Annotated in this window: 22 protein-coding genes, 1 pseudogene and 1 riboswitch; of the genes and pseudogenes, 15 read left to right on the top strand and 8 right to left on the bottom strand. The window is 58.6% G+C overall.

Features of this window, described 5'->3' with window-relative positions; all coding sequences use genetic code 11:
- Positions 1 to 60 precede the first annotated feature (60 nt).
- From lpdA to ACEN9A_RS21335, 6 genes and pseudogenes are all read left to right on the top strand, one after another.
- Positions 61 to 1,497, top strand: coding sequence for a dihydrolipoyl dehydrogenase (gene lpdA / locus ACEN9A_RS21360; RefSeq protein ID WP_018925110.1), 1,437 nt, complete (start codon positions 61 to 63; stop codon positions 1,495 to 1,497).
- Between the two features lie 199 nt (positions 1,498 to 1,696).
- Positions 1,697 to 2,863: an ADP-forming succinate--CoA ligase subunit beta gene (sucC, locus tag ACEN9A_RS21355; protein ID WP_007919879.1), complete on the top strand. Its 1,167-nt coding sequence runs from the start codon at positions 1,697 to 1,699 to the stop codon at positions 2,861 to 2,863.
- The gene (gene sucD / locus ACEN9A_RS21350) at positions 2,863 to 3,744 is read left to right on the top strand and encodes a succinate--CoA ligase subunit alpha (RefSeq protein ID WP_007919877.1); all 882 of its coding nucleotides are present in this window, start codon (positions 2,863 to 2,865) and stop codon (positions 3,742 to 3,744) included. Before sucC ends, sucD begins: the two co-directional genes overlap by 1 nt.
- 393 nt (positions 3,745 to 4,137) lie before the next feature.
- Positions 4,138 to 5,451, top strand: coding sequence for a branched-chain amino acid transport system II carrier protein (gene brnQ / locus ACEN9A_RS21345; RefSeq protein WP_018925111.1), 1,314 nt, complete (start codon positions 4,138 to 4,140; stop codon positions 5,449 to 5,451).
- A gap of 167 nt (positions 5,452 to 5,618) precedes the next feature.
- Complete coding sequence (locus ACEN9A_RS21340; protein ID WP_019648154.1) at positions 5,619 to 6,356, top strand: DUF599 domain-containing protein; 738 nt, start codon at positions 5,619 to 5,621, stop codon at positions 6,354 to 6,356.
- A gap of 9 nt (positions 6,357 to 6,365) precedes the next feature.
- Positions 6,366 to 6,455: pseudogene (locus ACEN9A_RS21335) on the top strand (MAPEG family protein); the annotation flags it as partial.
- A gap of 68 nt (positions 6,456 to 6,523) precedes the next feature.
- On the opposite strand, the gene ACEN9A_RS21330 reads toward ACEN9A_RS21335, so the two are convergent.
- The gene (locus tag ACEN9A_RS21330) at positions 6,524 to 6,766 is read right to left on the bottom strand and encodes a hypothetical protein (protein ID WP_258670455.1); all 243 of its coding nucleotides are present in this window, start codon (positions 6,764 to 6,766) and stop codon (positions 6,524 to 6,526) included.
- 157 nt (positions 6,767 to 6,923) lie between these two features.
- Here ACEN9A_RS21330 and ACEN9A_RS21325 point away from each other — a divergent pair, with 157 nt between their 5' ends.
- From ACEN9A_RS21325 to ACEN9A_RS21310, 4 genes are all read left to right on the top strand, one after another.
- Positions 6,924 to 7,412: a PaaI family thioesterase gene (locus ACEN9A_RS21325; protein ID WP_258670452.1), complete on the top strand. Its 489-nt coding sequence runs from the start codon at positions 6,924 to 6,926 to the stop codon at positions 7,410 to 7,412.
- Positions 7,409 to 7,861, top strand: coding sequence for a PaaI family thioesterase (locus ACEN9A_RS21320; protein WP_019579626.1), 453 nt, complete (start codon positions 7,409 to 7,411; stop codon positions 7,859 to 7,861). The genes ACEN9A_RS21325 and ACEN9A_RS21320 overlap by 4 nt, the downstream gene beginning before the upstream one ends.
- Positions 7,862 to 7,942: 81 nt before the next feature.
- Entirely contained in the window at positions 7,943 to 9,847 is a 1,905-nt protein-coding gene (gene htpG, locus ACEN9A_RS21315) for a molecular chaperone HtpG (protein WP_258670450.1), read from the top strand.
- Between the two features lie 67 nt (positions 9,848 to 9,914).
- Positions 9,915 to 10,643, top strand: a complete 729-nt coding sequence (locus ACEN9A_RS21310) for a dienelactone hydrolase family protein (protein WP_258670448.1) — start codon at positions 9,915 to 9,917, stop codon at positions 10,641 to 10,643.
- 109 nt (positions 10,644 to 10,752) lie between these two features.
- Here ACEN9A_RS21310 and ACEN9A_RS21305 read toward each other — a convergent pair whose 3' ends face one another.
- The 5 genes from ACEN9A_RS21305 to purM form a co-directional block, all read right to left on the bottom strand.
- On the bottom strand, positions 10,753 to 11,613 hold the full coding sequence (locus ACEN9A_RS21305; RefSeq protein ID WP_258670446.1) for a pirin family protein: 861 nt from the start codon (positions 11,611 to 11,613) through the stop codon (positions 10,753 to 10,755).
- 61 nt (positions 11,614 to 11,674) lie between these two features.
- Complete coding sequence (locus tag ACEN9A_RS21300; RefSeq protein WP_258670444.1) at positions 11,675 to 12,091, bottom strand: OsmC family protein; 417 nt, start codon at positions 12,089 to 12,091, stop codon at positions 11,675 to 11,677.
- A gap of 317 nt (positions 12,092 to 12,408) precedes the next feature.
- Positions 12,409 to 13,122, bottom strand: a complete 714-nt coding sequence (locus tag ACEN9A_RS21295) for a DUF3108 domain-containing protein (RefSeq protein WP_258670441.1) — start codon at positions 13,120 to 13,122, stop codon at positions 12,409 to 12,411.
- An 8-nt stretch (positions 13,123 to 13,130) separates the two neighbouring features.
- On the bottom strand, positions 13,131 to 13,781 hold the full coding sequence (gene purN / locus ACEN9A_RS21290; RefSeq protein WP_008013876.1) for a phosphoribosylglycinamide formyltransferase: 651 nt from the start codon (positions 13,779 to 13,781) through the stop codon (positions 13,131 to 13,133).
- Complete coding sequence (purM, locus tag ACEN9A_RS21285) at positions 13,781 to 14,839, bottom strand: phosphoribosylformylglycinamidine cyclo-ligase (RefSeq protein WP_007936066.1); 1,059 nt, start codon at positions 14,837 to 14,839, stop codon at positions 13,781 to 13,783. Before purM ends, purN begins: the two co-directional genes overlap by 1 nt.
- 384 nt (positions 14,840 to 15,223) lie before the next feature.
- Here purM and ACEN9A_RS21280 point away from each other — a divergent pair, with 384 nt between their 5' ends.
- From ACEN9A_RS21280 to ACEN9A_RS21260, 5 genes are all read left to right on the top strand, one after another.
- Positions 15,224 to 16,273 (top strand): DUF2066 domain-containing protein, encoded by a 1,050-nt coding sequence (locus tag ACEN9A_RS21280; protein WP_258670437.1) that lies wholly within the window; start codon positions 15,224 to 15,226, stop codon positions 16,271 to 16,273.
- Between the two features lie 32 nt (positions 16,274 to 16,305).
- Positions 16,306 to 17,379, top strand: a complete 1,074-nt coding sequence (locus tag ACEN9A_RS21275; protein ID WP_018925123.1) for an AI-2E family transporter — start codon at positions 16,306 to 16,308, stop codon at positions 17,377 to 17,379.
- Positions 17,380 to 17,609: 230 nt separating this feature from the next.
- Entirely contained in the window at positions 17,610 to 18,314 is a 705-nt protein-coding gene (hda, locus tag ACEN9A_RS21270) for a DnaA regulatory inactivator Hda (protein WP_007936072.1), read from the top strand.
- 213 nt (positions 18,315 to 18,527) lie between these two features.
- Positions 18,528 to 19,163 (top strand): C40 family peptidase, encoded by a 636-nt coding sequence (locus ACEN9A_RS21265; protein ID WP_413388228.1) that lies wholly within the window; start codon positions 18,528 to 18,530, stop codon positions 19,161 to 19,163.
- A gap of 166 nt (positions 19,164 to 19,329) precedes the next feature.
- Entirely contained in the window at positions 19,330 to 19,866 is a 537-nt protein-coding gene (locus ACEN9A_RS21260; RefSeq protein WP_019579635.1) for a C40 family peptidase, read from the top strand.
- A 99-nt stretch (positions 19,867 to 19,965) separates the two neighbouring features.
- On the opposite strand, the gene ACEN9A_RS21255 is transcribed toward ACEN9A_RS21260, so the two are convergent.
- Together ACEN9A_RS21255 and ACEN9A_RS21250 are read right to left on the bottom strand one after the other, a co-directional pair.
- Positions 19,966 to 21,279: a PQQ-dependent sugar dehydrogenase gene (locus tag ACEN9A_RS21255; RefSeq protein WP_258670436.1), complete on the bottom strand. Its 1,314-nt coding sequence runs from the start codon at positions 21,277 to 21,279 to the stop codon at positions 19,966 to 19,968.
- Between the two features lie 68 nt (positions 21,280 to 21,347).
- Positions 21,348 to 21,932, bottom strand: coding sequence for a hypothetical protein (locus ACEN9A_RS21250; RefSeq protein WP_019579637.1), 585 nt, complete (start codon positions 21,930 to 21,932; stop codon positions 21,348 to 21,350).
- 154 nt (positions 21,933 to 22,086) lie between these two features.
- A riboswitch (cobalamin riboswitch) is annotated at positions 22,087 to 22,321 on the top strand.
- Positions 22,322 to 22,362: the final 41 nt, after the last annotated feature.

Raw genomic sequence — 22,362 nt, 5'->3', positions numbered from 1 at the left:
CTTCGTCCCACGACGGTCCTCAAAAGGGGCCGTCCGGTTTGATTCGAGAAGGAATGACACATGACTCAGAAATTCGACGTGGTAGTGATTGGTGCGGGCCCTGGCGGCTACGTGGCTGCCATTAAAGCAGCGCAACTGGGCCTCACCACTGCCTGCATCGAGAAATACACCGACAAGGAAGGCAAACTGGCCCTCGGCGGTACTTGCCTGAACGTCGGCTGCATTCCATCCAAGGCGCTGCTGGACAGCTCCTGGAAGTTTCACGAAGCGCAAGACGGCTTCGCGATCCACGGTATCAACCACGCTGGCGTGACCATGGACGTGCCAGCAATGGTCGGCCGTAAAGCCAACATCGTCAAAGGCCTGACCTCCGGCGTTGCAACGCTGTTCAAGGCTAACGGCGTCACTTCGATCCAGGGCCACGGCAAACTGCTGGCTGGCAAGAAAGTCGAAGTCACCAAGCCTGACGGTTCGGTTGAAGTCATCGAAGCCGAAAACGTCATCCTGGCTCCGGGCTCGCGTCCGATCGACATTCCACCGGCTCCGGTCGACCAGAATGTGATCGTCGATTCGACTGGCGCTCTGGAATTCCAATCCGTACCAAAACGCCTGGGTGTAATCGGCGCTGGTGTTATCGGTCTGGAACTGGGTTCGGTATGGTCCCGTCTGGGCGCTGAAGTCACCGTTCTCGAAGCACTGGATACCTTCCTGATGGCAGCGGACACCGCTGTTTCCAAGGAAGCGCTGAAAACCCTGACCAAACAGGGTCTGGACATCAAGCTGGGCGCTCGCGTGACCGGTTCCAAAGTGAACGGCGACGAAGTCGTTGTGAACTACACCGATGCCAACGGCGAACAGAACATCACTTTCGACAAGCTGATCGTAGCCGTTGGTCGCCGTCCGGTGACCACTGATCTGCTGGCTGCCGATTGCGGCGTGACCCTGGACGAGCGCGGTTTCGTGCACGTTGACGATCACTGCGCCACCACCGTACCGGGCGTTTACGCCATCGGTGACGTGGTTCGCGGCATGATGCTGGCTCACAAAGCCTCGGAAGAGGGCATCATGGTTGTCGAGCGCATCAAGGGCCATAAAGCCCAGATGAACTATGACCTGATCCCTTCGGTTATTTATACTCACCCGGAAATCGCGTGGGTCGGTAAAACCGAGCAGGCCTTGAAAGCTGAAGGCGTAGAAGTTAACGTCGGCACCTTCCCGTTCGCAGCCTCTGGCCGTGCCATGGCCGCCAACGATACCGGTGGTTTCGTCAAGGTCATCGCTGATGCCAAGACTGACCGCGTATTGGGCGTCCACGTGATTGGCCCGAGCGCCGCAGAACTGGTTCAGCAGGGCGCGATCGGCATGGAATTCGGCACCAGCGCTGAAGACCTGGGCATGATGGTTTTCTCCCATCCGACCCTGTCTGAAGCCTTGCACGAAGCAGCGTTGGCAGTGAATGGCGGCGCCATCCACATCGCCAACCGCAAGAAACGCTAAGCGGATAATAAGAAACCACGGCGGTACGGCCCGTCGTGAGCCTTGCGAGCAAGACTCACCGCGGAATGTCCGCTGGACGCAGTCTTGCGTAGCTGCACCGGGTACCCGGAAAGGTTACGCAAGCAGCAGTCACAGGTGGTGCGGCACTTGAATGAGTGCAGCACCGAATGCGCAGTACCTAACGAAGACGGTAATAAGCATGAATCTTCACGAGTATCAGGGTAAGCAGCTGTTCGCTGAGTACGGCCTGCCAGTATCCACCGGTTACGCGGTAGACACCCCGGAAGCAGCAGCAGAAGCTTGCGACAAAATCGGCGGCAGCGAATGGGTTGTCAAAGCCCAGGTTCACGCCGGTGGTCGCGGTAAAGCGGGCGGCGTAAAGCTGGTTCGCAGCAAAGAAGACGCTAAAGCATTCGCACAGCAGTGGCTGGGCAAGCGTCTGGTGACTTACCAGACTGACGCCAATGGTCAGCCAGTCACCAAGATCCTGGTTGAATCGTGCACTGATATCGCTAAAGAGCTGTACCTGGGCGCTGTCGTTGACCGTTCGAGCCGTCGCATCGTGTTCATGGCTTCCACCGAAGGTGGCGTGGACATCGAGAAAATTGCTCACGACACTCCAGAAAAAATTCTGAAAGCCACTATCGATCCACTGGTTGGCGCTCAGCCATTCCAGGGTCGCGAGCTGGCATTCCAGCTGGGTCTGGAAGGCAAGCAAGTTGCTCAGTTCGCCAAGATCTTCGTAGGTCTGGCCAAGCTGTTCAAGGATCACGACCTGGCTCTGCTGGAAGTGAACCCGCTGGTGATCAAGGCTGACGGCGATCTGCACTGCCTCGATGCCAAGATCAACATCGACGCCAACGCCATGTACCGTCAGCCTAAGCTGAAGACTTTCCACGATCCGTCGCAAGACGATCCGCGCGAAGCGCACGCTGCCAAGTTCGAACTGAACTACGTAGCACTGGAAGGCAACATCGGTTGCATGGTCAACGGTGCTGGCCTGGCCATGGGTACCATGGACATCGTCAACCTGCATGGCGGCAAACCAGCCAACTTCCTCGACGTGGGCGGCGGTGCTACCAAAGAACGCGTTACCGAAGCGTTCAAGATCATCCTGTCCGACACTAACGTCGCTGCAGTACTGGTCAACATCTTCGGCGGCATCGTTCGTTGCGACATGATTGCCGAAGGCATCATCGGCGCTGTGAAAGAAGTCGGCGTGAAAATCCCGGTTGTTGTTCGCCTTGAAGGCAACAACGCTGAGCTGGGCGCTAAAGTACTGGCAGAAAGCGGTTTGAACATCATCGCTGCTACCAGCCTGACCGACGCTGCTCAACAAGTTGTCAAAGCTGCGGAGGGCAAATAATGAGCGTCCTGATCAATAAAGACACCAAAGTTATCTGCCAGGGTATTACCGGTTCGCAAGGTAGTTTCCACACCCAGCAAGCCATCGAATACGGCACCAAGATGGTTGGCGGCGTAACTCCAGGCAAAGGCGGCACCGAGCACCTGGGTCTGCCAGTGTTCAACACCGTGAAAGACGCTGTAGCTGCCACTGGCGCCACCGCCAGTGTGATCTACGTTCCAGCTCCTTTCTGCAAGGACTCCATCCTGGAAGCAGCCTTCGGCGGCATCAAGCTGATCGTTTGCATCACTGAAGGCATTCCTACCCTGGACATGCTGGATGCCAAGGTCAAGTGCGACGAGCTGGGCGTAGTCCTGATCGGTCCTAACTGCCCAGGCGTGATCACTCCAGGCGAATGCAAGATCGGTATCATGCCAGGTCACATTCACTTGCCAGGCAAGGTCGGTATCGTTTCCCGTTCCGGCACCCTGACCTACGAAGCTGTGAAGCAGACTACTGACGCCGGTTTCGGTCAGTCGACTTGCGTCGGCATCGGTGGTGACCCGATCCCGGGTTCGAACTTCATCGACATCCTGAAGCTGTTCCAGGAAGACCCGAAGACCGAAGCGATCGTGATGATCGGCGAGATCGGCGGTTCGGCTGAAGAAGAAGCGGCTGCCTACATCAAGGCACACGTGACCAAGCCGGTTGTTTCCTACATCGCTGGTGTGACTGCTCCTCCGGGCAAGCGCATGGGCCATGCTGGCGCAATCATCTCTGGCGGCAAAGGCACTGCAGACGAGAAATTCGCTGCTCTGCAAGACGCAGGCGTTAAAACCGTGCGTTCGCTGGCAGACATCGGCAAGGCCCTGGCCGAGCTGACCGGTTGGGCCGTCAAGTAAGCCTCGCGCTTAACTGACGCTCCACCAAACAAAGGCCACCTTCGGGTGGCCTTTGTCATTTCCGAAGATCAAAGATCGCAGCCTTCGGCAGCTCCTACAGTTGGAATGCGATCCCATGTAGGAGCTGCCGAAGGCTGCGATCTTTTGATCTTTGCTGTTTTCGATGAAATTTAGATATGTAAACACGACACTGAAATGTCGCGTATCGGATAGTTCGCCCTGTAATAGTGCGTTTGGCGGGCAAATTCGGTAGGCTAGCCGCCATTTTGCGTTTGCGGCCCACAAGGCTGCGGCGCGCTAAACGGGTCAGTCCTATACGGATCGACAGCATTTCCCTCACCCATAAGGGAAATCCCTCTCTAAATTCCGATTCAGTAGTGTGGTATTTCCTTAATGAAAGTGTTGAAAGGCCAGGACATCCTGGCACTGGGCTTCATGACATTTGCCCTGTTCGTCGGGGCTGGCAACATCATCTTCCCGCCTATCGTCGGTTTGCAGTCCGGGCCTAATGTCTGGATGGCGGCGCTGGGTTTTCTGATCACCGCAGTCGGTCTGCCGGTGATCACCGTGGTCGCCCTGGCCAAGGTCGGCGGTGCAATGGATGCCTTGAGCAGCCCGATTGGTAAAATCGCCGGGGGCCTGCTGGCAGCCGCGTGTTACCTCGCTGTCGGCCCATTGTTCGCGACACCGCGCACCGCGACCGTGTCGTTCGAAGTGGGTCTGGCGCCGCTGACTGGCGAGAGCCCGCTGGCGCTGTTTCTCTATAGCTCGGTGTACTTCCTGCTGGTGTTCTTCATCTCGCTCTATCCGGGCCGTCTGCTGGACACCGTAGGACGGTTCCTCGCACCACTGAAGATCATCGCCCTGGCCGTTCTCGGTATAGCAGCGTTCGCGTTGCCGGCCGGTAACATTGGCGTGGCTACCCCTGAATATGTGGCGGCACCGTTCTCCCAGGGCTTCATCAATGGTTACCTGACCATGGATACCCTGGGTGCGCTGGTATTCGGCATTGTCATCGTCAATGCGATCCGCTCCCGTGGCGTGGAATCGCCGGTGTTGATCACCCGTTACGCGATCATCGCCGGGCTGATTGCCGGTGTAGGTCTGGCGCTGGTTTACGTCAGCCTGTTCCGTCTCGGCTCGGGCAGCCATGAAGTGGCCGCCGGTGCCACCAACGGCGCGGCGGTATTGCACGCCTACGTGCAGCACACCTTCGGTTCGCTCGGCAGCGGTTTCCTCGCGGTGCTGATCTCCCTGGCCTGCCTGGTGACTGCGGTCGGTCTGACCTGCGCCTGTGCCGAATACTTCAGCCGTGTGCTGCCACTGTCCTACAAGACGCTGGTGATTATCCTGGCCGCGTTCTCCCTGCTGGTGTCCAACCTGGGCCTCACCAAGCTGATTGCGTTCTCGATTCCGGTACTGACCGCCATCTACCCGCCGTGCATCGCCCTGGTGGCCCTGAGCTTCTGCAAGGACTTCTGGCATGAGCAGGGTCGCATCGTCGGTCCGGTGATGCTGGTGTCGTTCATTTTCGGCATGATCGACGCGCTCAAGGGCGCCGGCCTGGCCGACTGGATGCCGGCTCAACTGGCTCACCTGCCGCTGAGCGAGCAGGGCCTGGCGTGGCTGGTGCCGTCGTTCATGACCCTGGTAGTTGCCGTGGTTTGCGACCGTCTGCTGGGCAAGCGCGAAGAAGCGCTGGCTTAAGTTGCTTCATGGCCCGCCACAAGCGGGTTTGAGCTACAAATGGAAATGCCCCGTATCAATCGATACGGGGCATTTTTTATGGATGCGGTGCAGTGTCTTTTTCCTTGGGCTAACGTCGAAGCACTATCCGAAGGTTTCATCATTGTCTACACATCACAAGGAACTGCATGTCGTTCATCCACGCCAATCTGATCCACATCCTCGCCGCGCTCTGGTTTGTCGTCTGCTGGGGTGGCTACACCCGTTACGCGACATGGAAGGGCCGTGACACCGCATGCCTGGCCAGTGTGCTGCACCTGTACCGCGAAGACTGGATGCGCCGCATGCTGTTGCGCGACAACCGCATCGCCGATGCCAGCGTGATCGGTAACCTGGAGCGCAACGCCTCGTTCTTCGCTTCCAGCACGTTGATTATCCTGGCCGGTATTCTCACGGTGTTGGGGGCGTCCGAAAGAGCCGTGTCGTTGCTGGCGGATATCCCGATGGTGCAACAGGCTTCCCAAGGCATGTCGGAGATCAAGTTGTTGTGCCTGGCGCTGGTGTTTGTCTATGCGTTCTTTACGTTCAGCTGGTGCATGCGTCAGTACAACTTTGCGGCCATTCTCGTGGGTTCGGCGCCAATGATTGGTGAGCGGCATGTGTCCGAGCAAGAGCGTAACGCCTTTGCTTCCCGAGCCGCCCGTGTCATCTCCCTGGCGGCCAACCAGTTCAACTTCGGTCTGCGTTCCTATTACTTCGGCATGAGCATGCTGGCGTGGTTTGTCAGCCCCTGGTTGTTCATGTTGATGAGCGCCGGTGTCGTGTTTGTGTTGTATCGCCGCGAGTTTCACTCCGACGTTCTTGACGTGATGGTCTATACACCTACAGAGGCGCCATTGCCTGAGCTGAACAAAGAGGCGGCTTGATGAGTATTTGCCTGGCAGCGCAGTCTGGTGTGGTTTCTGGATTTAGTGTGTTCGTTGTTGCTGATGATTAGTCCGACTTTTAGAACCGTTTTGCTCTAATGCACCAAGTAACAGGCAAAAGAAAACCCGCACATGGCGGGTTTTCTTTTATCACGCTAAAAACTGTTTTAGTTTTTAGGTGCTTCTGTAGGCGCTGCCGGAGCGGCTGCGTTCGATTCGGTCTGAGCTTTGGCAGCTTCAGCGTTTTCTTTTGCTGCTTCGTTCACTTTATCCTGAGCTTGGCTCATTTTTTCCTGAACTTGCTCGGTTTGTTTGGTGGCATCTTGAGCTTTGTCCTCGGGTTTTTTACCGCAGGCGGCGAGACCGAGGGAAGCGGTCAACATCAAGGCAATAGCTAAAGTCTTACGCATGGGGTGTTTCTCCTGATGGAAAATATCTACTGGCCTTTCGAGCACCGTTATCAGGGTTAAGTTCCTCAATTCACACAGATATATATGTTTGTTTTGCAACGGAACTTTTGCCCGCTAGCCTGCTACTTTGTCCGGACACTAAGAAGAGTTTTATCAAATGGCCGAAAACCCCGTTTTTGAGCGTGCGACGCGATTCCTGTCGGCGTTGCGCCATTGTCAGGTACTCGGCATGCGCGTTCACAGCGCCAGCAGCGAAGGGCTGACGGTGATTCTGCCGTACAGCCCGCGGATCGTCGGTAACCCGCAAACGGGGGTGATTCATGGCGGTGCGCTGACCTCGCTGATGGACACTGCCTGCGGCATGGCCACCCTCTGCGTGCTGCCTGAGTTCGAAGTCTGCCCGACGCTCGACTTGCGCATCGACTACATGCACGCCGCCGAGCCACACAAGGACGTTTACGGCTTCGCCCAATGCTACCGAGTGACTACCGATGTGATTTTTGCGCGCGGTTTTGCCTATCAGGACGACCCCGAACAGCCCATCGCCCACGTGGTGGGCACCTTCATGCGCATGGGTAAGGGCATCAAAGGTACCAAAAACTTTGGCGGTGTCATTGCCGGTGCCATTGTTGGAGTTGCGAAATGACCGACACGTTCAAGGAACAGCTTCAACAGGCCCATGCTCAGGGGGACTACGCCGCGCTGCTGCAGCTGATTCCTTACGCCGAGCTGATCGGCGTCGAATGTTCGCGGGTAGGAGATGAGCTGCTGTTTCGTCTGCCGGCCAACAAGGACAACATTGGTAACCCTTTACTGCCAGCGATTCATGGTGGGGTGATTGCCGGGTTCATGGAGCTCTCGGCAGCGCTGCACCTGTTGATTTTCACCGGCTCGCCCGGTGTGCCGAAGATTATCGACTTTTCCCTCGACTACCTGCGCGCAGGGCAGTTTCGCGATACCTGGGCCCGATGCCAGGTTTGTCGCCAGGGGCGGCGGGTGGCAAACGTGGCGATTACCGCCTGGCAAAGCACCGAAGCCGAGCCCATTGCCACGGCCCGGGCCCACTTCAAAATCGAAGAGCCCTTGAAATCCTGATCTCAGCCCCCAACTCTGAGGACAACCCGCCGCCGACCCTCAAGGTCGCGGCCACTGCCATCTGATTGGAGTTTGATGACCATGAGTGTGGAAACTCAAAAGGAAACCCTGGGCTTCCAGACCGAGGTGAAGCAGCTGCTGCACCTCATGATCCATTCGCTGTATTCCAACAAGGAAATCTTCCTTCGCGAATTGATCTCGAACGCCTCTGACGCTGTCGATAAATTACGTTTTGAAGCGCTGGCCAAGCCTGAATTGCTGGAAGGCGGCGCTGAACTGAAAATCCGTGTGAGCTTCGACAAGGACGCTAAAACCGTCACCCTCGAAGACAACGGCATCGGCATGAGCCGTGAAGATGCGGTCACTCACCTGGGCACCATCGCCAAGTCCGGCACCGCCGATTTCATGAAGCACCTGTCTGGCGATCAGAAAAAAGACTCGCACCTGATCGGTCAGTTCGGTGTCGGTTTCTACTCGGCGTTCATCGTCGCCGATAAAGTTGATGTATTCAGCCGCCGTGCCGGCCTCGCTGCCAGCGAAGGTGTGCACTGGTCGTCCAAGGGCGAAGGCGATTTTGAAGTTGCCACCGTTGATAAAGCCGAGCGCGGCACTCGCATCGTTCTGCACCTGAAGTCCGGTGAAGACGAGTTCGCCGATGGCTGGCGTCTGCGCAACATCATCAAGAAGTACTCCGACCACATCGCTCTGCCGATCGAGTTGCCGAAAGAAGTGGCAGCCGTTGAAGGCGAAGAGAAGCCTGCCGTTGAGTGGGAAACCGTCAACCGCGCCAGCGCCCTGTGGACTCGCCCTCGCACTGAAGTGAAGGACGAGGAATACCAGGAGTTCTACAAGCACGTCGCTCACGATTTCGAAAACCCGCTGAGCTGGAGCCACAACAAGGTCGAAGGCAAGCTCGAGTACACCTCGCTGCTTTATGTGCCGACCCGTGCTCCGTTCGATCTGTACCAGCGTGAAGCGCCGAAAGGCCTGAAACTGTACGTGCAGCGCGTGTTCGTCATGGATCAGGCTGAGTCGTTCCTGCCGCTGTACCTGCGCTTCATCAAAGGCGTGGTTGATTCCAACGACCTGTCGCTGAACGTGTCGCGGGAAATCCTGCAGAAAGACCCGATCATCGACTCCATGAAGTCGGCGCTGACCAAGCGCGTTCTGGACATGCTGGAAAAACTGGCGAAGAACGAGCCTGAGCAATACAAAGGCTTCTGGAAGAACTTCGGTCAGGTCATGAAAGAAGGCCCGGCAGAAGACTTCGCCAACAAAGAAAAAATTGCCGGTCTGCTGCGTTTCGCGTCCACTCAGGGCGACGACGGCGAGCAGGTTGTAGGTCTGGCCGACTACCTGGCCCGTGCCAAGGAAGGTCAGGACAAGATCTACTACCTGACCGGCGAAACCTACGCGCAAGTCAAAAACAGCCCGCACCTGGAAGTCTTCCGCAAGAAAGGCATCGAAGTGCTGCTGCTGACCGACCGTATCGACGAGTGGCTGATGAGCTACCTCAACGACTTCGACGGCAAGAGCTTTGTCGACGTGGCGCGCGGTGACCTGGACCTCGGCAACCTGGATTCGGAAGAAGACAAGAAAGCCGCGGAAGAAGTCGCCAAGTCCAAAGAAGGTCTGGTTGAGCGTCTCAAGACCGCTTTGGGTGAGTCCGTTGCTGAAGTGCGGGTTTCCCACCGCCTGACCGATTCCCCGGCGATTCTGGCCATCGGCGAGCAGGACCTGGGCCTGCAAATGCGTCAGATCCTGGAAGCCAGCGGTCAGAAGGTTCCGGATTCGAAACCGATCTTCGAATTCAACCCGGCTCACCCGCTGATCGAGAAACTCGACAACGAGCAGAGCGACGAGCGCTTCGGCGACCTGTCGCACATTCTGTTCGATCAGGCAGCCCTGGCGGCCGGCGACAGCTTGAAAGACCCGGCCGCTTATGTGCGTCGTCTGAACAAGCTGCTGGTTGAACTGTCGGTTTAACCATGTTGTATAAAAACCCGCTTCGGCGGGTTTTTTCATTCTGGTGCTTTTTTACTGGGAGTCAGTCATGAGCCAAATCACTGTTCGATCCGTCGCCTATCAGATCGACGGCCAATCGTATGAAAGCCGTCTGGCCTTCGATGCCGACCATAAAGGCCCGCGTCCGGGTCTGTTGATGGCGCCGAACTGGATGGGCGTCAGCTTTGGCGCCGAGGAGATTGCCAAATCGGTGGCATCCAAGGGTTATGTGGTGCTGATCGCGGATCTGTACGGGCAATCGGTTCGTCCGCAGAACGGCGACCAGGCAGGCGCGGCGATGATGCCGTTGAAGAATGATCGCGCCTTACTGCGCAAACGCATGCAGGCAGCTTTCGAACAACTGCAAGGGCAGGGCGAGGCGGCGGTCGATACCTCGAAACTGGCGACCTTTGGTTTCTGCTTCGGTGGTTGCTGCGCGCTGGAATTGGCGCGTAGCGGTGCGCCGGTGAGAGCGGCGGTGTCGTTCCACGGCACACTGGATACGCCGAACGTGAACGATGCGAAAAGCATCAAGGGTTCGGTGCTGGTGCTGCATGGCGCTGCCGATCCGTTGGTGCCGAAAGAGCAACTGCCAGCGTTTGAAGCTGAGATGAATGCCGCCGGTGTGGATTGGCAATTGCTGAGCTATGGTGGCGCGGTGCATTCGTTCACCGACCCGCATGCCAACGTGCCGGGCACGATGATGTATGACGCGAAAACCGCGGCTCGCGCGTTCACGTCGATGCATAACTTGCTGGATGAAGTGTTCAAGGGCTGATTGCCCCTCGGATCAAAAGATCGCAGCCTCGTTTCACTCGACAGCTCCTACAGGGGGCGCGTACCTCTGTAGGAGCTGCCGAAGGCTGCGATCTTTTGATGTTTACGCGCTACGGCAACTCAATCCGCTCACTTTCCCCCGGCACCGTCGGCCAATCCCCGGCCGCCCAGCGCCGACGTGCTTCATCAATCAATGCCGGATCGCTGGCCACGAAGTTCCAGTTGATCCGTCGTGGCCCGTCCAGTGGCGCTCCGCCAAACAGCACGGCATGGCAGTCACTCTCGGCGAACAGCGTCATCTCTTCCCCGGCCGGCAGCACTACTAGCGTGTAGGGCTCCAGCAGCTCGCCATCAAGCTGCGCCTCGCCGCTCAACACATACAGCGCCCGTTCTTCATGCTCGGTGGGAATCAGCAGCGTGGTTGCCGTTTGCAGGTTCAATTCGGCATATAGCGTAGGCGAAAGCACCGGGACCGGCGATTCGAGGCAAAAGCCCGTCCCGGCGATCATCCGTATCTTCACTCCAAGGTTTTCGCTGACGGGCAGCGTGGCAGCGGGATGGTGGCTGTAGTGTCCCGGGCCGTGTTCACGGTCCTTGGGCGAAGCCAGCCAGATCTGTAAGCCGTGCATCGTACCGCCGCTGTCCCTCAATGCTTCGGGCGTGCGTTCGACATGAGCAATCCCACTGCCGGCGGTCATCCAGCTGACATCGCCGGCATTCACCACCTGATCGGAACCGAGGCTGTCCTTGTGCTGGATTTGCCCTTCGAACAGGTAGGTGAGGGTGGACAGGCCGATGTGCGGGTGCTGACGGATGTTCATGCCTTTGCCCGGTGGATAACGGGTTTCGAGCATGTGGTCGAAAAACACGAAGGGCCCGACGTTGCGGCATTTGGCTGACGGCAAAGGGCGAAGGATCGGCTGGCCTTCGACATCTTCGGCGCGGGGACGGATCACGAGCGGAGTGTTCATGGTGCATTCCAGGCTGAGCGGGTGACGCAGGGAGCATAACCCGCTTGCGCAGCCGTTGCCGCTATTGGCTGAAGGCGCCTTCGGACAGATGAGTCTCGATGCTGACTTCAGAGGTGGTCATCAGCTTGTGTACCGGGCAGTGGTCGGCCACGCGGTGCAGTTCGTCGCGCTGGGCGTCGGTGAGTACGCCCTTGAGCGTGAGTTTGACGTGCAGGGCATATTTGCCTTTCAGCTCTTCACTGTTGTCTCGCTTGACCTCGACCCCGACGCCGGTCAGTGGAATGCCCTTCTTTTTAGCATACAGTTTCAAGGTCAGGGCCTTGCAGGCACCGAGGGCTGCGTCGAAATAGTCATGGGGTTCAGGCGCCGTGCCTTCGCCACCGCTGGATTTGGGGACATCGGCAAACAGTTCATGGTCATCGATCTGGACGCTGTGACGAAAGCCTTCGGCGGAGACAGTATTGACGGTAACAGTCATGGGAAACCTCGCTGGGATCAGGAAAAAGTCATTCGATCAAAAAAGACCCTGAATTTATAGAGCATTCCTTCACGTTCGCGTTCCACTTTCTTGCCTGACGATTTGGCCACAACATCTGTGGCGAGGGGGCTTGCCCCCGTTGGGTTGCGAAGCGGCCCCAAAACCAGGCAACGCGGCGAATCAGGGAAAACGCGGACACAGGATTTACGACTACTGCGCAGCCGAACGGGGGCAAGCCCCCTCGCCACAGTTCAAAGTTGTTTAAGCACCAGACGAAAAAAAGCCCCGCGTTTGCGGGGCTTTCATGTCGGTCCGGATCAGCTGCCTTTGACCGTCTTGCCGTTGACCGTACCGTCGAGGAGCATGATGTTGTACTCCTTGCCGTCGGTTTCGACCTGTTGCAGACGGACCAGCAGGTAATCCCAATCCTTGGCGAACCACAGCACGGTGATGCGCTTGCTTTGTGTCGGATCGCGCACGCGCTCGACCTTGACCGCATCGATCTGGCCTGCCTTGGTGTCGACTTTCTCCGAACCCAGCACGCGGAAGTCATAGGTATCGACTTCGCCGGCATCGACGACCTGATAGCTCATGCTTTTCTTGCCGGAGGCCACGTCATGCTGCAGCGCCAGCTGATAGGTGGACTTGTCGACCATGCCGCGGTTGAGCGGGAGCTTGACGGCGTCACCGCGATCGGTGCCGGTGACCATTTTGTTGGTCCAGTCGAAATCCAGATCAGCCTTCTTGGCTTTGCCCAGGCCACCGCGTTCGAAGTGGTAGGACTGCGGCAGCAGCGTGTCCTTGTCCAGGGTCAGGGTGCTTTCTTCGGTCAGGCTAGCGATCATCATCGACGCCTTGAAGCTGAGTTTCCAGACGCCGTTGGCTTCCTTGGTCAGGCTGCGTTCGGCGGTGCCGCTCATGGGCAGTTGCTTCCAGTCGGCGGTGTAGCTGGCGGAGAAGGGTTGAAGGTCCGCGGCCTGCGCAAACGGCAGGGCGAGCAGAGCGCAAGCGAAGAGCAGGGCACGACGCATAAAATCTCCTAGGTTCGAATCAAGTGGCCGCTGGCCGCGAGTAACTGTCCGTCCAGTAAAGCACCTTGTTCGCCGAGTGATAAACGGCCTTCGGCAAACCAGCGTACGGCCATCGGGTAGATCAGGTGTTCCTGGGTGTGGACTCGCTGCGCCAGACTCTGCGGCGAATCGTGCAACTCTACCGGTATTACTGCCTGTACGACCAGTGGTCCGCCATCGAGTTCCTCGGTGACGAAGTGCACGGAGCAGCCGTGTTCCGTATCCCCGGCCTCCAGCGCGCGCTGATGAGTGTGTAACCCTTTGTATTTGGGCAACAGCGAGGGATGGATATTGAGCAGGCGACCCTGGTAATGGCGCACGAAGCCAGCGCTGAGAATGCGCATGAAGCCGGCCAGTACCACGAGTTTGGGGTTGAAGGCGTCGATCAGTTCGATCAGCGCGGCATCGAAGGCCTCGCGGCCCTCGAAAGCCTTGTGATCCAGGGTGCGGGTGTCGATACCCGCGTCCCTGGCGCGTTGCAGGCCGTAGGCATCGGCGCGGTTGGAAATCACCGCAGCAATGCGGGCCGGGCTGTCGCCGGTCCGCGTGCTGTCGATCAAGGCCTGCAAGTTACTGCCGGTGCCAGACAGCAGCACCACCACATCACAGGTCTGGGACATTAATGAGCCTTGAGGTTCTTCAGTTCGACCTGGGCCGCGCCTTCGGCAGCGGTGGCGATCTGACCGATAACCCATGGCTGCTCGCCAGCTTCACGCAGGACATTCAGCGCGGTTTCAACGTGTTCTTGAGCCACGCAGATAACCATGCCGACGCCGCAGTTCAGCACGCGGTGCATTTCGGTTTCGTCGACGTTGCCTTTCTCTTGCAGCCAGTCGAACACCGCCGGGCGGGTCCAGCTCGCGACGTCAACCACCGCTTGAGCGCCTTTTGGCAGTACACGCGGGATGTTGTCCAGCAGGCCGCCACCGGTGATGTGGGCCATGGCTTTGACGGCGCCGGTGTCCTTGATCAGCTTGAGCAGCGGCTTCACGTAGATACGGGTCGGAGCCATCAGCAGGTCGGTCAGCGGTTTGCCGTCGAGCTGGATGTTCTCGATGTCGGAACCCGACACTTCGATGATCTTGCGGATCAGCGAGTAGCCGTTGGAGTGCGGGCCGGAAGACGGCAGGGCGAGCAGGGCATCGCCGGCAGCGACTTTCGAACCGTCGATGATTTCGGATTTTTCCACGACGCCGACGCAGAAGCCGGCCAGGTCGTAGTCTTCACCTTCATACATGCCAGGCATTTCAGCGGTTTCGCCGCCGACCAGGGAGCAGCCGGACAGTTCACAGCCGGCGCCGATGCCGGTTACAACCTGAGCAGCGGTGTCGACGTTCAGTTTGCCAGTGGCGTAGTAGTCGAGGAAGAACAACGGCTCAGCGCCGCAGACCACCAGGTCGTTCACGCACATGGCCACCAGGTCGATGCCGATGCTGTCGTGCTTGTTCAGGTTCAGCGCCAGGCGCAGCTTGGTGCCGACGCCGTCAGTACCCGAGACCAGCACCGGTTGTTTGTAACCGGCCGGGATTTCGCAGAGGGCGCCGAAACCGCCCAGGCCGCCCATGACTTCCGGGCGCGCAGTGCGCTTGGCGACGCTCTTGATGCGTTCGACCAATGCTTCACCGGCGTCGATGTCTACACCGGCGTCCTTGTAGCTCAGGGAGGGTTGCTTGCTCATGATCCAGGCCTTTAGGGGGGATTCAGGGGTAACGACCGAGTTCAGCGGGCCTGTCGAAATTGATGAGGCAATTGCCTCACGCGCTATTTCGACACCACCCGGCTGTAGCCGGTCTGCGAAGGCGCGCGATTTTATCAGGCTTGAGGGGCAGCGGCCATCCTCGTGCCGACGGGCAGGGGCATATCGCGTTAAAAAAACTGATATTGCCCGTGTTGGCGGCGTCCCACATGGCTGTATAAGGTACGACGTTAACCGTCTATCGTTATGACAGTGCGAAAACTTACCGCGATCGTGTGAATGTTTTGCTTGGGCGTGTGGTCACAGCCCTGGCTCAATCGTCTTCATGCGGTCTGTTCCAGCCGCTCTTGTCGTCAGGAATCTTTCATGCGTTTTCTTAAATTCTTGTTCGTGGGCTGTTTATCCGTGGTCAGCCTGGCCAGCCATGCCGAAACCGTCAAAGGCCTCTATCAAGTGCGCCAACCGGTCAGCGGCCAGACACCGGAGGAGCGCGATCAGGCGACTCAGCAGGCGCTGGAAACGCTGGTGTTGCGCTTGACCGGCGATCCCAAGGCGGCGCAAAGCCCAGGGCTTGCGGCCGTGCGCAAAGACCCTCAGCAGATCATCAGTCAGTTCGGCTACGACGCCGGGCCACCGCAAGTGCTGAAAGTCGATTTCGATCCGGCCACCACCGAGCAGGCCTTGCGTCGTGCCGGGTTGGCTGTGTGGGGGGCCAATCGGCCGTCGATCCTCGGCTGGTGGTTGAACGATTCCACCGAAGGTTCGAGCCTGGTCGGTGATGGTCAGGCCAGCGCTGCGCCCCTGCGTCGGGCGGCTCAGCACCGTGGCCTGCCGCTGCGTTTGCCGCTGGCTGACCTGAATGAACAGATCGTCGCTACGGCACCGAATCTGGAAGGCGCCGACCCTGCGCCATTGCGCAGTGCCTCCGATCGTTACAATGCCGATGCCTTGCTGGCGGTGCATGCCCGTGAAGAAGGGGGGCAATGGCAAGCCAAGTGGCGACTGTGGCTGGGCGATCAGAAAGAGGCCGGTAGCGTGCAGGGCGCCGATACCGCCGCCGTGGCCGATGCGGTGATGCTGGCGGTCAGCGAGCGTCTGGCGTCGCGTTTCGTCGCCAAGCCAGGTGCGTCGGGCGAGCAATTGTTGGAAGTGCAGGGCATGAATCTGGAGCGTTATGCGACGCTTGGGCGTTTGTTGGAGCCTTTTGGCGCGCGTCTGCAAAGTGTCGATGGCGACCGCGTGCTTTATCGCGTCAACGGCAGCGCCGATCAGCTGCGAGCTCAGTTGTCCCTGGCGCAATTGCAGGAAGTTCCGGCCAGTCAGGCGCCGGCACCTGTTCAGCCGGTGACTGCGGGTTCGGCGCCGGCCGCAGCGCCAGCGCCTGCCCCGACGCCGGAGTTGCATTTCCGTTGGTGAGTTTTTTCTTTATATAGAAGCAGGAGTGGTACATGGCCGATACGCGGCGTTGGTTCTGGCTCGGTGGGGTGGCCCTGCTTTGCGCGTTTGTTTACCTGTTGCATCCGATCCTGACGCCGTTCCTGGTGGCGCTGTTGCTGGCCTATCTGTTCGACCCGCTGGTGGATCGGCTGGAGAAGCTCGGCTTGTCCCGGACATGGGGCGTGGTGGCGGTGTTCGCGTTGTTCACGATGGTCCTCACCACGCTGTTGTTGGTGTTGGTGCCGATGCTCGCCAAGCAGCTGTTTCGCTTGTATGAACTGGCGCCGCAGATGCTCGACTGGTTGCAGCACACCGCGTTGCCGTGGGCGCAATCGAAGTTGGGTTTGTCGGAGGGCTTCTGGAAGTTCGACAAGCTCAAGGCGGCGATCAGCGAGCACATGGGCCAGACCACCGACATTGTCGGCGTGGTGCTGAGTCAGGCGACGGCTTCAGGCCTTGCGCTGATCGGCTGGCTGGCCAATCTGGTGCTGATCCCGGTGGTGAGTTTTTATCTGCTGCGCGACTGGGACCTGATGATGGCCAAGATCCGCAGCTTGCTGCCGCGTGATCGTGAAGAGCGGGTCATGACCCTGGCCGGGGAATGCCATGAAGTGCTTGGGGCGTTCGTGCGCGGACAGTTGCTGGTGATGCTGGCGCTGGGTGTGATCTACGCCGCTGGCTTGATGATCGTCGGACTGGAGTTGGGGCTGTTGATCGGTCTGATTGCCGGTCTGGCGGCGATCGTGCCGTACATGGGGTTTGTCATCGGGATTGGCGCGGCGTTGATTGCCGGTCTGTTCCAGTTCGGTGGCGATCTGTATCCCATGATCGGTATCGTCGCGGTGTTCATGGTCGGCCAGGCGCTGGAAGGCATGGTTCTGACGCCGTTGCTGGTGGGTGATCGGATCGGCCTGCACCCGGTGGCGGTGATCTTTGCGATTCTGGCCGGCGGCGAGCTGTTCGGTTTTACCGGTGTGCTGCTGGCATTGCCGGTGGCGGCGGTGATCATGGTCCTGGTGCGCCATGTACATGATTTGTATAAAGATTCGGATATCTACGGTGGTGTCGACGAGTCTGAGAAGTAAGGCTTCTTGATCGCTCGTCGCGGGCAGCCTGGTTTCACACCGGGTTTGCCCGTATCCCTCGCGCGGCTGTCACATGCACCGCCAAAGAAACTGTCATAAAACCAGCATGTTAACGCAAACCTTTGATTTTGCTTGTGGTCTGTCGCATTGTGCCGTCAGCTTCACGGGTATAAACTTCGCAAACTTTACACAGAGGCCACTAACGGTTCCTTTGGAACTGTTCAGTCAGCATGAAACCGATTCAGCTGCCCCTAGGTGTGCGTCTGCGTGATGACGCCACCTTTATCAATTACTACCCAGGCGCCAATGCCGCTGCACTCGGCTATGTCGAGCGGCTGTGCGAAGCCGACGCCGGCTGGACGGAAAGCCTGATTTACCTCTGGGGCAAGCACGGGGTAGGGCGCACGCATTTGTTGCAGGCGGCTTGCCTGCGTTTCGAGCAGATGGGTGAACCGGCGGTGTATCTGCCGCTGGCTGAGTTGATGGACCGCGGCATCGAAATCCTCGACAACCTCGAACAATACGAACTGGTTTGCCTGGATGATTTGCAGGCGGTCGCCGGCAAAGCGGATTGGGAAGAGGCGTTGTTCCATCTGTTCAATCGTCTGCGTGACAGCGGTCGGCGTCTGCTGATCGCCGCCTCGACATCCCCGCGCGAACTACCGGTGAAGCTGGCGGACCTCAAGTCTCGGCTGACACTGGCACTCATCTTCCAGATGCGTCCGCTCTCTGACGAAGACAAGTTGCGTGCCTTGCAGTTGCGCGCCTCCCGTCGTGGCCTGCACCTGACTGACGAAGTCGGTCATTTTATTTTGACTCGCGGTACTCGCAGCATGAGTGCGCTTTTCGAGCTGCTTGAACGTCTCGATCAGGCCTCTCTTCAAGCTCAGCGCAAGCTGACAATCCCGTTCCTGAAGGAGACGTTGGGCTGGTAAAGGCCAGGTTTTTCGCGGGTTCCGGCATATTCCAGGCGTCAACAAATCCGCTTTCCTGCAGGGGGCAGGCTGCGCAAAGGTTCAAAATGGGCTTAAGCGCTTAGATGGAAACGAGAAACCGATAAGTCACATAAAGATCGATTGAATTTGCAAATGAGATCGATAGCGGGCATAGTCTCGGCTTCTTTACAACTATCAGCCACGGTCGTGCCCATGCTAAATCGCTTCGCACCCCTCGTGCCTCTCGCACTCGTCACCCTGTTGTTCGGTTGCGCTGCTCACTCTCCAGTGTCCCAGCAAGAGCCACAGCATCAGGTTTCAAATTCAGTTACCGCACAGTCTTCTTCCGTTCTTTTCCAGGAAGAGCTAGCAACCAATAAAGAACTGGCAGACTTCGCCGGCGGCAAGTCGTACCAGCTTCCGGTTCTGGCTGACAGCATCCTCGAACGTGGCATGTCCCTGATCGGTACCCGTTACCGTTTCGGCGGCACCTCCGAGGCAGGCTTCGACTGCAGCGGCTTCATCGGTTATCTGTTTCGTGAAGAGGCTGGCATGAACCTGCCGCGCTCCACTCGCGAAATGATCAACGTTGACGCTCCGCTGGTGGCTCGCAGCGCCCTCAAGCCGGGTGACCTGCTGTTCTTCGCCACCAATGGCCGTCGCGGTCGTGTCAGTCATGCCGGGATCTATATGGGTGACAACCAGTTCATCCACTCCAGCAGCCGCAAAAGCGGTGGTGTCCGGGTCGATAGCCTGGGCGACAGCTACTGGAGCAAGACCTTCATCGAAGCCAAGCGTGCACTCGCAATGGCACCGGCTGCAGCGCCTATCGTCACTGCGCGCAAATAAGCGGACAGTTTACAAGGCGAACTTAAAGTCTTACTTGAAGTTTGCCGCGTAGCCGCTAGAATCCTGATCTATTATTGATGGCAAACCGCCTGCGTTCTGCGCAGGCGGTTTTCTTTTCTGTCTTTGTGGCAGAAAAAAGCCGCAGCCAGATCAGGATGTTCTGTTTATGACGATGTCGGCCCGCCTCGCACTCATGTTCTTCGCAGCGCTGCTCAGCGCCTGCGCCAGCCGCACACCGCCTCCTGCGCCGGTGGTTCGTGCACCGATTGTTTTCGGCTCTCCCCAAGCCTTTTCCCCTGCGGCAGAAGACGTGCTGTTTCGCGCGCTCGGTCTGGTGGGGACGCCTTATCGTTGGGGCGGCAACACGCCGGATTCCGGGTTCGATTGCAGCGGTTTGATCGGTTACGTCTATCGCGATGTCGCAGGCATTTCCTTGCCGCGGTCCACACGCGAGATGATCGGCATGCAGGCTCCCAACGTCGGCAAGGAAGGCCTGCAAACCGGCGACCTGATTTTCTTTGCCACCAATGGTGGCTCCCAGGTCAGCCATGCCGGGATCTATGTCGGTGAAGGGCGCTTCGTCCATGCGCCAGCCACGGGCGGCACGGTCAAGCTGGACAGCTTGTCCAAGGCTTACTGGCAGAAAGCCTACCTGAGCGCCAAGCGCGTCCTGCAGCCCGAGCACTTGGCACATAATCCATAGCGTAGGCGCCTGTTGAAAAAAGATCGCAGCCTTCGGCAGCTCCTACATTGGATGACGTACACCCTGTAGGAGCTGCCGAAGGCTGCGATCTTTTGACGTTTATTTAGCCGCGGAAACGCGCCACACCTTGTTCCCCACATCATCCGCCACCAACAAGCCGCCCTGCTGATCGATCACCACACCCACCGGCCGACCCATGGCTTTTCCCTCGTCGTTGAGGAAGCCGGTAAGCACATCCAGCGGCTGCCCGCTCGGTTTGCCGGCGCTGAATGGCACGAAAATCACTTTGTAGCCGCTGTGCGGTTTGCGGTTCCACGAGCCATGCTGGCCGATGAAGGCGCCTTGGGTGAACGGAGCGGGCAACTTGCTGCCTTCGGCGAACGTCAGGCCCAGCGATGCGGTATGGGGGCCCACTGCGTAGTCCGGTGCAATGGCCTTGGCGACCAGATCAGGGTTTTGTGGCTCGACGCGAACATCGACATGTTGCCCGTAATAGCTGTAAGGCCAGCCATAGAACCCGCCGTCCTTCACTGAAGTGATGTAGTCCGGCACCAGGTCGCTGCCGATTTCGTCACGCTCGTTGACTGCGGTCCACAGAGCACCGCTTTGCGGCTCCCAGGCCAGCCCGTTCGGGTTACGAATCCCCGAGGCGAAGATTCGATGGTTGCCGGTGGCGCGATCGACTTCCCAGATCGCCGCGCGGCCTTCCTCCTGATCCATGCCGTTTTCGCCGACGTTGCTGTTCGAGCCCACGGTGACGTACAGCTTGCTGCCGTCCTTGCTGGCGATGACATTTTTGGTCCAGTGGTGATTTTGCGTGCCGCCCGGCAAATCGACCACTTTGATTGGCTGTGACTTGATCGCTGTCTCGCCGTTTTCATAGTGAAAACGCAGCAAGCGGTCGGTGTCGGCGACATACAGGTCTTTGCCAACCAGGGTCATGCCGAAAGGCGAGTTGAGGTTTTCCAGGAACACCGTGCGGGTTTCGGCGACGCCATCGTGGTCCTTGTCCCGCAGCAGAGTGATGCGGTTCGGGCTGGGGACGCCGGCCCCGGCGCGACCCATGACTTTGCCCATGATCCAGCCGCGAACGCCGTTGCTGTCATCGGATTTGGACGGTGCGTTGGTTTCGGCCACCAGTACGTCGCCGTTGGGCAGCACGTAGAGCCAGCGCGGGTGTTCGAGGTTTTCGGCAAACGCTACTACTTGAGTGCCTGCGGCGGCGACGGGTTTTTTACCTTGAGGCCAGCCGATCGCCGGGGCGATGTTCACCGTCGGGATCAGGGTTTTGTTCGGTTCCGGCAGCTTGGGCGACGGTCCGGTGCCGTCCGAAACTTGCAGGCTGGAGGTTTCACCACAGGCGGCGAGCCCTCCGGCGAGCGCGATGATGAAAACGAGCTGAGGTTTGTGCATTACTGATCTTCCCTATGAATGCATTGACGTAATCATAGAGAAGCGTAAACACCCGATGGTTCAACCGGTCAGCCGCGGGCTTCCTTGAACAGTACGGCGATCCCCGGATGGTAGTTGCCGGCTTCATTGCGCAACTTGCGATAGGCGTAAGGGAAATACCAGGCCACGGCGCAGGTGTGTTCCTTTTGCAGGTCGTCGAGCATGTCCTGGAGTTCTTCCGGGGTGGCGCTGTGCTGGGCTTTTTGTGGGGCGACAAACAGGCAGCCGAGTTTCAGGTCGCTGGCGTAGCTGATGCGCTTCGCGTCGCTGGTGATGTCCGCCAGTGCCTGCGTCAGGTTCAAGCTATTGACCCGTGGCCAGCGCTGGGTGGCCTGCAGGTACGCGCGTTCTTCGCTGGTGGCGATAAACAGATCGGCGCGGGCGTTGCGTTCGCCTTCTTCGGTCTGTTTGCGCGACGGTGTTTGCTGCAGCGTGACCATTTCCGCCATCCAGGCCGCGGCAGAGAGCAGGCCGAGGTTGGCGTTTTCGTCGTACCAGTAAGGCGTATCGTTATCGCCGCGCACGGCGTTGTAGCGGTCGATACAGTCAAACCAGCGTTCCAGCACCGGGCGCAGGAATTCCAGCTTCGGATTGCTGATGATCATGCCTTGCATGTGGCTCACCCTTGTTATTGTGTTATGAGGTTGTGGCTCTTTGATATCACTGCTGGCAGTGTGGCACAAGATTGGCGTCAGATAATTGATCGGCGGCAGTTATTCGCCGGAAGGCGTCCCGTCTTTAATTGACGCTCCACCCCCAACCCTCTAACCTTCGCGGCTTGTTTCAGGTGCTCTGTGGCCTTGGTCGACAGAGTGAAACAGGGAAGCCGGTGAGTGGATTTCTTCCTGCGAAGAATGATCACGATCCCGGCGCTGCCCCCGCAACGGTAAATGAGTGAAGACTGCGCCTAGAGCCACTGTGTCGAGTTTCGACATGGGAAGGCGCGCAGTTGGCCTTGAGGCCGCTCATGAGCCCGGAGACCGGCCTGATCCATTCAGCGGCATCACGGTGGGCGATGCCAGGCTTCTTGCCGTCTATTCTTGT

The sequence above is a fragment of the Pseudomonas sp. Pseusp18 genome, from assembly GCF_059506005.1.
Note: the sequence above shows the minus strand (reverse complement) of the source record. Positions and strands in the feature narration are given on the sequence as shown.

Bases quoted from the DNA above. Each gene is read 5' to 3' on its own strand.
- htpG (WP_258670450.1), top strand. From the start codon at position 7,943: ATGAGTGTGGAAACTCAAAAGGAAACCCTGGGCTTCCAGACCGAGGTG.
- purM (WP_007936066.1), bottom strand. From the start codon at position 14,839: ATGAGCAAGCAACCCTCCCTGAGCTACAAGGACGCCGGTGTAGACATC.
- purN (WP_008013876.1), bottom strand. From the start codon at position 13,781: ATGTCCCAGACCTGTGATGTGGTGGTGCTGCTGTCTGGCACCGGCAGT.
- ACEN9A_RS21250 (WP_019579637.1), bottom strand. From the start codon at position 21,932: ATGCAAGGCATGATCATCAGCAATCCGAAGCTGGAATTCCTGCGCCCG.
- ACEN9A_RS21300 (WP_258670444.1), bottom strand. From the start codon at position 12,091: ATGACTGTTACCGTCAATACTGTCTCCGCCGAAGGCTTTCGTCACAGC.
- hda (WP_007936072.1), top strand. From the start codon at position 17,610: ATGAAACCGATTCAGCTGCCCCTAGGTGTGCGTCTGCGTGATGACGCC.
- sucD (WP_007919877.1), top strand. From the start codon at position 2,863: ATGAGCGTCCTGATCAATAAAGACACCAAAGTTATCTGCCAGGGTATT.
- ACEN9A_RS21340 (WP_019648154.1), top strand. From the start codon at position 5,619: ATGTCGTTCATCCACGCCAATCTGATCCACATCCTCGCCGCGCTCTGG.
- ACEN9A_RS21305 (WP_258670446.1), bottom strand. From the start codon at position 11,613: ATGAACACTCCGCTCGTGATCCGTCCCCGCGCCGAAGATGTCGAAGGC.
- ACEN9A_RS21260 (WP_019579635.1), top strand. From the start codon at position 19,330: ATGACGATGTCGGCCCGCCTCGCACTCATGTTCTTCGCAGCGCTGCTC.
- ACEN9A_RS21320 (WP_019579626.1), top strand. From the start codon at position 7,409: ATGACCGACACGTTCAAGGAACAGCTTCAACAGGCCCATGCTCAGGGG.
- ACEN9A_RS21255 (WP_258670436.1), bottom strand. From the start codon at position 21,279: ATGCACAAACCTCAGCTCGTTTTCATCATCGCGCTCGCCGGAGGGCTC.
- ACEN9A_RS21295 (WP_258670441.1), bottom strand. From the start codon at position 13,122: ATGCGTCGTGCCCTGCTCTTCGCTTGCGCTCTGCTCGCCCTGCCGTTT.
- ACEN9A_RS21325 (WP_258670452.1), top strand. From the start codon at position 6,924: ATGGCCGAAAACCCCGTTTTTGAGCGTGCGACGCGATTCCTGTCGGCG.
- ACEN9A_RS21265 (WP_413388228.1), top strand. From the start codon at position 18,528: ATGCTAAATCGCTTCGCACCCCTCGTGCCTCTCGCACTCGTCACCCTG.
- ACEN9A_RS21310 (WP_258670448.1), top strand. From the start codon at position 9,915: ATGAGCCAAATCACTGTTCGATCCGTCGCCTATCAGATCGACGGCCAA.
- lpdA (WP_018925110.1), top strand. From the start codon at position 61: ATGACTCAGAAATTCGACGTGGTAGTGATTGGTGCGGGCCCTGGCGGC.
- ACEN9A_RS21275 (WP_018925123.1), top strand. From the start codon at position 16,306: ATGGCCGATACGCGGCGTTGGTTCTGGCTCGGTGGGGTGGCCCTGCTT.
- brnQ (WP_018925111.1), top strand. From the start codon at position 4,138: ATGAAAGTGTTGAAAGGCCAGGACATCCTGGCACTGGGCTTCATGACA.
- sucC (WP_007919879.1), top strand. From the start codon at position 1,697: ATGAATCTTCACGAGTATCAGGGTAAGCAGCTGTTCGCTGAGTACGGC.
- ACEN9A_RS21280 (WP_258670437.1), top strand. From the start codon at position 15,224: ATGCGTTTTCTTAAATTCTTGTTCGTGGGCTGTTTATCCGTGGTCAGC.
- ACEN9A_RS21330 (WP_258670455.1), bottom strand. From the start codon at position 6,766: ATGCGTAAGACTTTAGCTATTGCCTTGATGTTGACCGCTTCCCTCGGT.